Origin of the sequence: Mycolicibacter engbaekii, assembly GCF_002101585.1 — a bacterium.
In the GTDB taxonomy this organism is placed as follows: Bacteria; Actinomycetota; Actinomycetes; order Mycobacteriales; family Mycobacteriaceae; genus Mycobacterium; species Mycobacterium engbaekii.
Genome location: NZ_LQOT01000033.1, coordinates 1 through 11641 on the forward strand (window position 1 = coordinate 1; position 11641 = coordinate 11641).

Here is an 11641-nt window from a genome sequence, read left to right on the forward strand (position 1 = left end):
CGGTGGAGAACCGGTCGAAGTTGCCCCCGCCGAAGCCGCCGCCACCCCCGCTGAGGATGTTGCCGATGATGATGCCGCCCAGCATGGCGCCGGTGTCGTTGCCACCGCCGGGACCGCCGCCGTAGCGCCCGTAGTAGGCGCGCTGGGCCTCCTGCACGTCGGCCTTGGCCAGGGACTGCGCCGCGGCGGCCAGGGTGGCCGCGCCGTTGGCCTGGCTGATGGCGCCGGCCACGTCGGTGCCGCGCAGCGCCTCTGCCGCATCCAGCCGGCGCCGGGCTTCGGCCAACCGGGTACGGGCTTCCGGCCCGACGCTGCCGCGACGGGTGTCGATGTAATCCGATACGGCCCGAATCCGCGACGACGCGGTGAACAGCGCCTGCTCGAGGGTGCGGGCCAACCGTTCGGCGGCCGCGCGCGCTTGCGCGACGGTGTCCAGCAGCTGATCCAGGGCGGCGTCGGCCTTGATCAGCGCGGTGAACGCGCCCAGCGGATCTCCGGGGGTGCGGGCGTCGGCGACGGCTTTGACCACGGTGTCGCGCGCGGTGGTCAGTTCGGCCCGGTGCGCACCCACCCCCCGCGCCAGCTGTGCGGCGGCCTGGGCGATGCCCGCCTCGGCGTCGGCGATGGTCTCCGGCAGCGCGGCGACGGCGTGGCGGATGTCGCTGGCCGCACTGTCCACCGCGTCGAGCAGTGCCCGGCCCTGGACCAGCGCCGACTCGGCGGCCCGCACCACGTCCACCAGTTCACTCTGCCCCCCGGTCACCGGACGTTCGGCCAGGCTGCGCGCCCGGGTGATGTTGCGCTCGGCGAAGGCCGCCCGGTCCTGGGCGGTCTTGACGTTGCCGGACACCGAACTGAGGGCGGCGGCGTCGAACTCGGAGTGCAACTGCCTCAGATGCTGTTCGGAGGCCGGGATACGCCCGGTCAGCTCGACCAGTTGCTGGGTGAGGGCGTCGAGCCGTTCGGCGGAGTGCAGCACCAGATCGCGTAACTGCTCGAACGCCGCCCGCTGGGCCTCGAGTTCGCGGTCGGCCGTCGACGCGGTGACGATCACACCGGTCAACAGGTCGCGCTGTTGGGCCGGGGTTTCGGGAATGTCGTCATCGAGCTGCTGGCGCACGGTGAAGGCGTGCTCCATGGCCGCCTTGGCCGAGGCGACGGCCTGCGCGAACGGCTGGGTGCGTTGCTCGCCGAACTCCTCGATGGCCAACTGCAACTCGTTGGCGCTGGTGCGCACCGCGTTGTCGACGTCGACGACCTTCTCCCGGGACAGCGCGTCCAGCGCGGACACCGGCACCTCGGACAGTGCGTTGGGGTCGGTGGAATCGAGCCGCCGGGCGGCCGCCAGCGCCGCCACCCGTCGCCGGCTTCGCAGCCGGCGCACCACCAGCGCCACCATCAGGCCGGCCAGCGCCAGGGCGCCCAGCGCGATCAGGATCGGCGCCCAGCTGACCTCGGTGGGTGCGGCTGCGGCGTCGAGTCCGGTGGCGGCCGCGGTGGCCGCCCCCGACCAGTCGCCGCGGCGCAGCGCGGGCTCGATCTGGTTGCGCCGTAACGCGTCGACGTCGCCGCTGCTGATCTCGGGGATGCCCTCGGAGACCAGGAAGGCGTAACTGCGGTCCGCGATGGCGACGGCCAGCACGGCGTCGTTGCTGCCGAGTTCGCTCAGCCGCGCGGTGCTGCGGCCCCAGTTGTCAGCGGTCTGCCCGGAGAACACATCGACATAGACCACCCACAGCCGGATGTGCCGGTCGGCGTAGAGCGTGTCGATGGCGCTCTGCACCTTGGTCCGCTCGGGTTGCGACAGCACCCCGGCGTTGTCGGTGATCGAGCTGGGCAGACGCATCGGAGGTTCCGCCGCGGCGCCCGGAGACACCAGCAGCACTGCGATGAGAAACGCCAGGGCGGCGCTGGCCAGCCGGGTGATGCGCATGCTGGCCAATCTATATGCGATCGGCAGGTGATCCACGCCGATTCTGCGACCGGGCCGTCCGGTTCCGCCGCACTCGGGCGGGCCGCTTCGGCCCGCCGTGTCATCCGCGCGGGCGAGGTCAAAATAGACTGGCGGCGGTGGCCACAAACTTCCCTGACAGCTACGACGCGCACGACCGCGCCCGCATCGTGGCGGAGTCCCCGAAAACGGCCGGCCTGCCCGGAACCGACGGCCAGTACCGTACCGACTTCGCCCGCGACCGGGCCCGGGTGCTGCACTGCGCCGCGCTGCGCCGGCTGGCCGACAAGACTCAGGTGGTGGGCCCGCGCGACGGCGACACCCCGCGCACCCGGTTGACCCACTCGCTGGAGGTGGCGCAGATCGGGCGGGGGATGGCGATCGGTCTGGGCTGTGATCCTGACCTGGTCGACCTGGCCGGGCTGGCCCACGACATCGGTCACCCGCCCTACGGGCACAACGGGGAGATGGCGCTCAACGAAATCGCCTCGACCTGTGGCGGTTTCGAGGGCAACGCGCAGAACTTCCGCATCTTGACCAGCCTGGAGCCCAAGGTGATGGGCCCCGACGGTGCCAGCGCCGGACTGAATCTGAGCCGGGCGGCGCTGGATGCGGTCACCAAGTATCCGTGGTACCGGCGCACGTCAGACGGTGCGCTGCGCACCAAATTCGGTTTCTACGACGACGACCGGGCCGCCGCCGAATGGATGCGCCAGGGGGCCCCGGAAGGGCGGGTCTGTCTGGAGTCGCAGATCATGGACTGGGCCGATGACGTCGCCTACTCGGTGCACGATGTGGAGGACGGCGTCATCTCGGGCCGGATCGACCTGCGGGTCCTCGCCGATCCGTCCACGGTGGCCGAGCTGGCCCGGCTGGGCGACCCCGACGGGGTGCACGATCTGGCCGGGGCGGCGCGCCGGCTCACCGAGCTGCCGGTGGTGGCCGCGGTGGGCGCCTACGGCAGCTTCCCGGGGACCCTGTCGGCGTCGGTGGCGCTCAAGCGGTTGACCAGTGAACTCGTCGGGCGTTTCGCCTCGGCGGCGATCACCGCCACCCAGGAGGCCGCCGGGCCCGGGCCGCTGCGGCGCTACCAAGCCGATCTCAAGGTCCCCGAACTGGTCCGCGCCGAGGTGGCCGTGCTGAAAACCCTTGCGGTCCAGTTCATCATCTCCTCCGAGCAGCACCGCAGGATTCAGGCCGCCCAGCGCGAGCGGGTGCACGAGGTCGCGCATCGGCTGTCGATCACCGCGCCGGAGAGCCTGGACCCCGTCTTCGCCCCGGCGTTCGCCGCCGCGGCCGACGACGGCGAGCGGCTGCGGGTGATCGTCGACCAGATCGCGTCGTGCACCGAGGGGCGGCTGGAGCGGTTGGTCGCCGGCTGAGCGGACCGGCCGCGGCTCACCGGGCAGCTCTGCCCGGTTTCACCGCGCATGAGCGCCGCGGGGGTCCAGGGCGCGCTCTAGACTGACCCGGTGCCCGGCCGTATCTCCGATCGCGACATCGCCGCCATCCGCGAACGTGTCCGCATCGAGGACGTGGTCGGCGACTACGTGCAGCTCAGGCGGGCCGGCGCGGATTCGCTCAAGGGCCTGTGCCCGTTTCACAACGAGAAGTCGCCGTCCTTTCACGTCCGGCCCAACCACGGTCTCTTCCACTGCTTCGGCTGTGGGGAGGGCGGCGACGTCTACGCGTTCGTGCAGAAGATCGAGCACGCCAGCTTCGTCGAGGCGGTGGAGATGCTCGCCGATCGGGTCGGTCACACGATCACCTACACCGGCGCGTCGGCGACCAACATCCAGCGCGAGCGCGGCGGCCGCAGCCGGCTGATCGCGGCCAACGCGGCGGCCGCGGAGTTCTATGCCGCGGCGCTGGGCACCCCGGAGGCCGAACCGGCGCGACGTTATCTGACCGAGCGGAACTTCGACGCCGCGGCAGCCGAACGGTTCGGCTGCGGCTTCGCCCCCTCGGGCTGGGACACCCTGACCAAACACCTGCTGCGCAAGGGCTTCGAGTTCAAGGAGCTTGAGGCCGCGGGTCTGTCGCGGGAAGGCCGCCGCGGCCCGATGGACCGATTCCACCGCCGGCTGCTGTGGGCGATCCGGTCGTCGGCGGGGGAGGTGATCGGATTCGGCGCCCGCCGGTTGTTCGACGACGACCCCATGGAGGCCAAGTACGTCAACACCCCCGAGACCACGCTCTACAAGAAGTCCAACGTGCTGTTCGGCCTGGACCTGGCCAAGCGCGACATCGCCCGCGGGCATCAGGCGATCGTCGTGGAGGGCTACACCGACGTGATGGCGATGCACCTGGCCGGTGTGACCACCGCCGTCGCCTCCTGCGGCACCGCGTTCGGCGATGAGCACCTGGCGATGCTGCGGCGACTGATGATGGACGACAAGTTCTTTCGGGGCGAATTGATCTATGTCTTCGACGGCGACGCCGCGGGTCGCGCCGCCGCGGTCAAGGCGCTCGAAGGCGAACAGCAGCTTGCCGGGCAATCGTTTGTCGCGGTGGCCGCCGACGGCATGGATCCGTGCGATCTGCGCCTGGCGCACGGCGACGAGGCGCTGCGCGACCTGGTGGCACGCCGGACCCCGCTGTTCGAATTCGCGGTGCGCACGGCGCTGAGCGAGATGGATCTGGACACCGCCGAGGGCCGCGTCGCCGCGCTGCGCCGCTGCGTGCCGATGGTCGCCCAGATCAAGGACCCGACGCTGCGGGACGAGTACGCCCGCCAGCTGGCCGGATGGGTGGGCTGGGACGACGTCGCGCAGGTGATCGGCAGGGTGCGTGCCCAGGCCAAGGGCGGGGCCAAGGACGTCGGCCCACGCGGTCAGCGTCCGGTGTCCCGGGAGGCCGCCACATCCGCCGAACAACCGGCGGTTGCCCGGCCCAACCCGGCCGACCCGACCCTGTGGCCGCAGCGCGAGGCACTCAAGGCGGCGCTGCAGTTCCCGGCGCTGGCCGGTCCGGTGTTCGACACGTTGACGGTGGAGAGCTTCACCCACCCGGGCTACGCCGCGGTGCGGTCGGCGATCGACGCCGCCGGGGGAACCGCCGGGGTGGCCGGCGCCGGGGGAGCGCAATGGGTCGAGACGGTGCGTGCGCAGACGACCTCGCCGCTGACCACGGCGCTGATCCAGGAGTTGAGCGTGGAGGCCATCCGCGTCGACGACGACAAGGTGCCGCGTTACATCGGCGGGGTGCTGGCCCGGCTGCAGGAGGTGTGGGTGGGCCGCCAGATCGCCGAGGTCAAGTCCAAGCTGCAGCGCATGTCACCGGTGGAGCACAGCGACGAATACCATGCGCTGTTCGGCGACCTGGTCGCCATGGAGGCCTACCGGCGCAGCCTGCTGGAGCAGGCCAGCGGCGACGATCTGACCGCCTGATCGCAAGCCCGGCCGGAGGTCGGGTGCAGCGGGTCAGGCGTTGTGGGTGGGGCCTGATCGCAAACCCGGCCGGAGGTCGGGTGCAGCGGGTCAGGCGTGGAGGTCGGGCCTGATCGCCTCACCGCTGCGTGTCGTCGCCCGGCTCTTCCGGGCGCACCACGGTGATGCCCTCTTCGAGCTCGGTCAGCGTCACCATCGTCGGGTCGGGGTGGATGCGGTCGGCGATGCTGCGCCGCGCCTTGTCGATCACCGCTTGGGCGACCGGACTGCTCGTCATCGCGTGATAGGTGCCGACAATCTGCTCGTAGCGGCGGCGGCCGGCCTTGGTGCCCAGCACGTAACCGACCCCCATCACCACGACATACCCGATCAATGTGGCCCCTTAGAACAGTTGATGCAGTAGTTCCATCCTGCCTCACGCGCCGGCACGGGGGCCGGGTGCGACCCCCGTTGCACGGCGGTGATTTCGGTATGCGCTAGAGTCTTGCAAGTCCACGCGGACAGCAGTCCCCTGTAGCTCAATTGGCAGAGCATTCGGCTGTTAACCGGAGGGTTGGTGGTTCGAGTCCACCCGGGGGAGCCACGTTTGGTACCGGCGCTAGTCCAGCCGGGGAATCACCGAAGGACCCGCCTGCGAAGGCGGCTGTTGCTGGGCGAACATCGCCGGCGCTGACTGCGACTGCTGCTGGGCGGCACGGGCCTGGGCCAGTGCGCTGACCAGCGGGTTGTTGGCCATCATTTCGCGTCGCTCTTCCTCGGACAGCTCGTAGATGGCCCACGCGCCCCAGGCTGCCGGGCGCACGTACACGGTGACCCGCTGGCGGCCGCTGTTGAACACGGCGGGCACGGCAACAGCCCGGTCGCTGGCCGCGAAAGTGGCCAATTCCTCGGTGATCCGCTCGATGTCAGCGGTTTCGTGCAGCTCGTAGGTCGGTGCTTGCACACCCTTGGTGGGGGTGGCATTCAGGGCGAGGAACCACGCCATGATGAGGTACTCCTTTGTTCGTCTGGGGTCCAGACAGCCTATAAAGGCGGCTACCTGGGGGGCGCACCGGCGGGCGGTACCGCCAAGTGTTCCGGATGCAGCATCTCGGCGTACCGCAATTGCTCGGGGATGCCGAATCCGTCGATCAGCGTCTGGGCGTGCGGACGCAGCTTGCGGCACCGGTCGTTGATGGCGCGGGTCACGGCCTTGGCCCGCTCGGTGGACAGATACCGGTGCTCGATGTACCAGGCTTTGTCGTCTTCGATCACGCTGAGCGCATACAGGTCGCACACCAGCCCCAGCAGCTCGCGGGCGCCGGGATCGAGGCAGGTCGCGATGCCGGCGACGAACGCCTCCAGGATCACCCGGTCGATGTGCGCGGTGGCCGCGTGCAGCATGTGGTCCTGGACGGCGTTGAAGGCGTCGAAGTCGCCCATCTCCTGAGATTTGGCCCGCAGCCGGCGGGCCACCGAGGACAGCAGGTACTGCTCACGGTCTTCGAACATGTGCACCTGGGTGCCGCGGTTGAACAGGCTGCCCTCCTCCTCGCTGTCCTGCCGGGCGTCCACGATGGTCTGGATGATGGTCTCGGCCGCGGTGCGTTTGAGCACCCGTTCGCCGACCGTCTCGGCGGCGAATCGCACCCATGCGGCCGGGCTCATGTCGGCGATGTCATCGGCGTAGGCGGTCAGCAGCTGCTTGGCCACCAGTTGGGTCAGCACGTGGTTGTCGCCCTCGAAGGTGGTGAACACGTCGATGTCGGCCCGCAGGGCGATCAGCCGGTTCTCGGCCATGTACCCGGCGCCGCCGCAGGCCTCTCGGGCCTCCTGGATGGCCCGGGAGGCGTGCCAGGTGTTGGCCGCCTTGAGTCCGGCGGCCCGGGCCTCGAGCTCGCGTTGTTCTTCGGCGTCGGGATCGTCGGCGGTCTGCAGATCATGGCAGCGGCCCACCAATTCGTTCTGGGCGAACTGCAGGGCGTAGGAGCGGGCTATCAACGGGAGCAGCCGGCGCTGGTGGATCAGGTAATCCATGATCAGCACCTCCTCGCCGTCGCCGTCGTCGCTCGGCGCGCTGAACTGCCTGCGCTGCAGGGCGTATCGGGTGGCGATGTCCAGCGCCACCTGGGCGGCGGCACCCGCGCTCCCGCCGACGGAGACCCGGCCGCGGACCAGGGTGCCGATCATGGTGAAGAACCGGCGACCGTCGCTGTCGATCGCGGACCGATAGCTGCCGTCGGGTTCCACGTCGGCGTAGCGGTTCAGCAGGTTCTCCCGGGGCACCCGGACGTGGTCGAAGACGATACGACCGTTGTCCACCCCCGGCAGCCCGCCCTTGTAGTGACAGTCCGAGGTGGTGACACCGGGCAGATCGTTGCCCTGCGCGTCGCGGATGGGCACCAGGAAGCAGTGCACGCCGTGGCTGGTGTCTTCGGTGATGAGCTGGGCGAAAACCGCGGCTACCGTAGCTGTTTCGGCTGCGCCGCCGATGTAGTCCTTGCGTGCGGTCCCGGTGGCAGAGTCGATGACGAATTCCCGGGTCGACGGGTCATAGGTGGCCGTGGTCTCCAGGGACTGCACGTCGCTGCCGTGGCCGGTCTCGGTCATCGCAAAACAGCCGAGCAGGTCGAGGTCGATGATCTTCTCCACGTAGGCGCGGTGGTGGCGTTCGGTGCCGAGGTTTTCCACCGCCCCGCCGAACAGGCCCCACTGCACGCCGGCCTTGACCATCAGCGACAGGTCGGACATCGCCAGCATCTCGATCATGGTGACCGCCGCGCCGACGTCTCCGTTGCCGCCGTGTTCCTTGCGGAAACTGTCCGCGGCCGCCCCGGAGCCCGCGAGGATTCTGAGCTGCTCGGCGACCTTGGCTCGGGCGATCACGGTGTTGGGCGTGTAGTGCGGGCGAAACTTCTCGTCGCTCAAGGTGGCCCGGACCCGCTGCTTCACCGGCCGCCAGCGGCCGTCGAGGGTGTCGCGCAGGGCCTTAGAGGTGTCCACCTCGACCACCGTATCCGCGCGGAGCCGCTGCTAAACCGGGTTTACATTACGAAGGTGCGTGGGAAACCGGGCCGGGCGCCGATGTTGTGCGGTGTAGTGCTCGCCGGAGGGGCCGCACTTTCGGGCTGCGCGCCCTGCGACACCGCCCCGCCTGCGGCCGGGCTGCAGTATCTGGGCCAAGCCGTGCTGGCGCCGCAGACCGTGGTCGAGGGCACGGTGGTGGGCGGCCTGTCCGGGATCAGTTACGACGCCGGCCGCGACTGTTATTACGTGATCAGCGACGACCGTTCCGCCAGCGGCCCGGCCCGGTTCTACACGGTTCGGATGTCGGTGTCCGATAGCGGCGTCACCGACGTGACGATCAGCGGCGTGCACCCGCTGCTCGACGACGACGGCCGGCCGTTCGGTCCGCGGGACTTCGCCGCGACACCGCCGGTCATCCCACCCGACCCCGAGGGCATTGCCTTCGATGCCGGCCGCCAGCGGCTGTACTGGTCGTCGGAGGGGGAGCGCACCGAGGGCCCACACGGTGCGGTGCTGGCCGACCCGTGGGTCCGGATCGCCGGACTCGACGGCCGCTACCTGGGCCGGTTCTCGATGCCGCCGCAGCTGGCCATGTCGCAGGAGCTCACCGGGCCGCGCCGCAACACCACCCTTGAGGGACTGACGGTGACCGGCGACGGGCGGATGCTGTTTGCCGCGATGGAGGGGCCGGGCTACGACGACGGACCCCTGCCGGATGCTGCCCACGGCGCCTTGACACGCATCACCGCCTACGACCTGACCGGGCCGGCCCCCGACGCGCCGGTCGCCCAGTACGCCTACCGGCTGGAGCCGGCTGACCAGGGCGCCGGGCGGGCGGGCACCAACGGGCTCACCGACCTGGTGGCACTGTCAGACACCGAGTTCCTGGTGACCGAGCGTGCCTACGGCGAACACCCGACGGTGCGGCTGTTTCGCGCCGAGATCGCCGACGCCACCGATGTGCTGGCTACCCCGGCGCTGGCCGGCTCCGAGGTGACCCCGATGCGCAAGACCCTGTTGGCCGACCTGTCCATGACCCCGGGCCTGCACCCGCTGGACAACATCGAGGGCCTGACGTTGGGCCCGCGGCTGCCCGATGGCCGCCGGACGGTGATTCTGGTCAGCGACGACAACTTCTCGCCGAGCCAGGTGACCCAGTTCGTCGCGTTCGCACTGCCCGCCGGGTAGCAGCGGCGTGTCCCCCCGCCGGCGTGCACCGCCGTGCGGGACGGGCGCGAGCAGACCGAATGCAATCCGGCGCCGCAGAATTGGCGTTTTCAGAATGGCATCGAAGGTGAATGGCTATTCCAAGTATAGAAATGGGTCAACTTTGCCATTCGACTGATACCGTTACCCCGGTGTGGTACGACTGGGGGACTTCGATGAGGCTGAGCACGGGCATTGGCTGATTCGACCGACCGGCGTGCCGATGCAACGCGCCAGCAGATCATCCGTGCCGCTGCGCATCAGTTCGCGCAGCGGCCCTTTCACGACGTCGGGCTCGACGACATTCTCGCCGAAGCGGAATTGACCAAGGGCGCGATGTATTTTCATTTTCGTTCTAAGCATGCGCTCGCACTTGCCGTCATCGACGAACAACTCGCCAAGAGCGGAACGGCTGTCCGGGCGTTGGTGGACCGCAACCTTTCCGGCTTGGAAACGCTGCTGGACGTGGGCTATCTGATGGCGGTCGAAGACCTCACCAGTGACGGCGCCCGGGCTTTGCTGCATCTGCTGCCGGTGGTGGGCCGCGCCGAGGGGCTGCAGGCATCGGTGCTCAACAAGGTGATCCGGGGGCTCAGTGTGGTCGCCGAGCGGGCCATCGCCGAAGGCGATGTGCTCGAGCGTGATCCGCAGGACATGGTCCGGATGATGGTCGCGCTGTACCTGGGCCTGCGCCAGGCGGGCAATCTCGATGAACCCGAACAGTTTCTGCGCGAGCTGGAGCGGGTCTGGTCGATAGTGCTGCCCAGCGTGGTGCCCGCCGACCGCATCGACTATTTCGCTCAGTTCGTCAGGCGTCGCACCGTGCTGGCGATCAAGGCCGCGAGCGAGCAACCCAAGCAGGAGCCCAAGCAGGAGCCCAACCCCACCGTGCTCGACGATGAGGCCGGCTGATGGCACGCCAGGTGCGGTCCGAGGTGACCCGGCGCAAGCTGCTGGACGCGGCCATCGACGTGTTCGGCGAGGTCGGTTATGTCGCGGCGGGAAGAACCGCGATCATCGAGCGGGCGGGGGTGACCAAAGGGGCCCTCTACCACCATTTCGAATCGATGGACTCGTTGGTGACGGCCATCATCGAAGGCGGGTTCACCACCGTCTTGACCACCTTCCGCAAGATGTGCCAGCCGTCGTCGCCTGCCCTGGAGGGCATGATCCACGGCATCTTCGCGGTCACGGAGGTGCTGTCGGTCGACAAGGAGGCGCGCGCCGCCGGTCACCTGGTCTTCGCGCTGGCCGACGACAACGAATTGGGGGCACGGGTCGGCGGCGAATGGGCGGCTGCGATCACCGACCAGATATTGCGCGCGATAGCCGAAGGCGACTTGCGCGAGGACCTCGATGCGCGCCACGCTGCCGAATCGATCACCTCGGCCATGCTCGGGACGTGGCTGTTGACGCACGCCCCGCAGGACGGTGTCGGCCGCGTGACCCGGATGTGGGAGATGATGCTGCCGGCCATCGTGGCAGCCGATTCGCTGGCGTACTTCCAACAGTTTCTGGCGCGCGATGCCCTGCGGTATCAACGCGCATAGCGGCTCGACCGCCGCGGCGGCAATGCGCTAGCGCTCTTCGAGCCAGAGCTGCTCGGTGAGGTCCTGGAAGGTGGCGAGGGCGACGCGGTCGTCGGCGCGTTCGAGTGCTGACTTGCTCATCAGTGCCCGGACCGTTGAGCCGTCCCGATGTTCCAGGGAGACAACCAGATTGGCCAGCGAGTGCATGACCGACAGGGCTGACTCCTCGGCCGGGGGTACTTCCCCGAAGATCTGGCGGAATTCCAGGGACAGCACCTCTTCCTGGCTGTAGCCCAGCATGGCGGCGAACCCGCTGTTGGCGAACAGGATGGTGCCGTCGTCGGCGATCGCGAGCACCGGAACGGGGATCCGCTCAAGGGCGACCAGGGCCGGCAGCTGTCGCAGCGTCTCCATCGGTGCCAGGGGGGTTTGCGCGTTGCGCCGTCGCTCCATCGGCTGATTATGACGGGTGCCGAGCGTTTCGATGCGCGGTTCTGGCGGCGGGGCGGCCGGTGTCGGAAATGTGGGCCGCGGTGCCGCGTGGGAGCGTGATGTGACAC

10 protein-coding genes and 1 tRNA gene are annotated in these 11641 nt (G+C 69.3%); 6 read left to right on the forward strand and 5 right to left on the reverse strand.

Annotated elements, in window-relative coordinates:
• On the reverse strand, window positions 1–1933 hold a 1933-nt coding region (locus tag AWC02_RS22860), incomplete at its 3' end, for a TPM domain-containing protein (protein WP_109560951.1).
• A gap of 137 nt (window positions 1934–2070) precedes the next feature.
• Here AWC02_RS22860 and AWC02_RS09705 point away from each other — a divergent pair.
• Window positions 2071–3333, forward strand: a complete 1263-nt coding sequence (locus AWC02_RS09705) for a deoxyguanosinetriphosphate triphosphohydrolase (RefSeq protein ID WP_237160409.1) — start codon at window positions 2071–2073, stop codon at window positions 3331–3333.
• A 90-nt stretch (window positions 3334–3423) separates the two neighbouring features.
• Window positions 3424–5340 carry a DNA primase gene (gene dnaG / locus AWC02_RS09710; RefSeq protein ID WP_085128578.1) on the forward strand — a complete coding sequence of 639 codons (1917 nt, stop codon included), beginning with the start codon at window positions 3424–3426 and terminating at the stop codon, window positions 5338–5340.
• Window positions 5341–5458: 118 nt separating this feature from the next.
• On the opposite strand, the gene AWC02_RS09715 is transcribed toward dnaG, so the two are convergent.
• Window positions 5459–5713 carry a hypothetical protein gene (locus AWC02_RS09715; protein WP_085128579.1) on the reverse strand — a complete coding sequence of 85 codons (255 nt, stop codon included), beginning with the start codon at window positions 5711–5713 and terminating at the stop codon, window positions 5459–5461.
• Window positions 5714–5847: 134 nt separating this feature from the next.
• On the opposite strand from AWC02_RS09715, the gene AWC02_RS09720 reads away from it, so the two are divergent.
• Window positions 5848–5923, forward strand: a tRNA-Asn gene (locus AWC02_RS09720).
• A gap of 15 nt (window positions 5924–5938) precedes the next feature.
• Here AWC02_RS09720 and AWC02_RS09725 read toward each other — a convergent pair.
• Both AWC02_RS09725 and AWC02_RS09730 read right to left on the reverse strand, forming a co-directional pair.
• The gene (locus tag AWC02_RS09725; RefSeq protein WP_085128580.1) at window positions 5939–6325 is read right to left on the reverse strand and encodes a hypothetical protein; all 387 of its coding nucleotides are present in this window, start codon (window positions 6323–6325) and stop codon (window positions 5939–5941) included.
• Between the two features lie 50 nt (window positions 6326–6375).
• On the reverse strand, window positions 6376–8322 hold the full coding sequence (locus AWC02_RS09730; RefSeq protein WP_207568032.1) for an acyl-CoA dehydrogenase family protein: 1947 nt from the start codon (window positions 8320–8322) through the stop codon (window positions 6376–6378).
• A gap of 81 nt (window positions 8323–8403) precedes the next feature.
• Here AWC02_RS09730 and AWC02_RS09735 point away from each other — a divergent pair, with 81 nt between their 5' ends.
• The 3 genes from AWC02_RS09735 to AWC02_RS09745 all read left to right on the forward strand — a co-directional run bounded on the left by AWC02_RS09735 (window position 8404) and on the right by AWC02_RS09745 (window position 11102).
• Window positions 8404–9534 (forward strand): esterase-like activity of phytase family protein, encoded by a 1131-nt coding sequence (locus AWC02_RS09735; protein ID WP_085128582.1) that lies wholly within the window; start codon window positions 8404–8406, stop codon window positions 9532–9534.
• A 213-nt stretch (window positions 9535–9747) separates the two neighbouring features.
• Complete coding sequence (locus AWC02_RS09740; protein ID WP_085128583.1) at window positions 9748–10464, forward strand: TetR/AcrR family transcriptional regulator; 717 nt, start codon at window positions 9748–9750, stop codon at window positions 10462–10464.
• Window positions 10464–11102 carry a TetR/AcrR family transcriptional regulator gene (locus AWC02_RS09745; protein WP_085128584.1) on the forward strand — a complete coding sequence of 213 codons (639 nt, stop codon included), beginning with the start codon at window positions 10464–10466 and terminating at the stop codon, window positions 11100–11102. The genes AWC02_RS09740 and AWC02_RS09745 overlap by 1 nt, the downstream gene beginning before the upstream one ends.
• A 27-nt stretch (window positions 11103–11129) precedes the next feature.
• Here AWC02_RS09745 and AWC02_RS09750 read toward each other — a convergent pair whose 3' ends face one another.
• Entirely contained in the window at window positions 11130–11495 is a 366-nt protein-coding gene (locus tag AWC02_RS09750) for a PAS domain-containing protein (RefSeq protein WP_109560955.1), read from the reverse strand.
• Window positions 11496–11641: the final 146 nt, after the last annotated feature.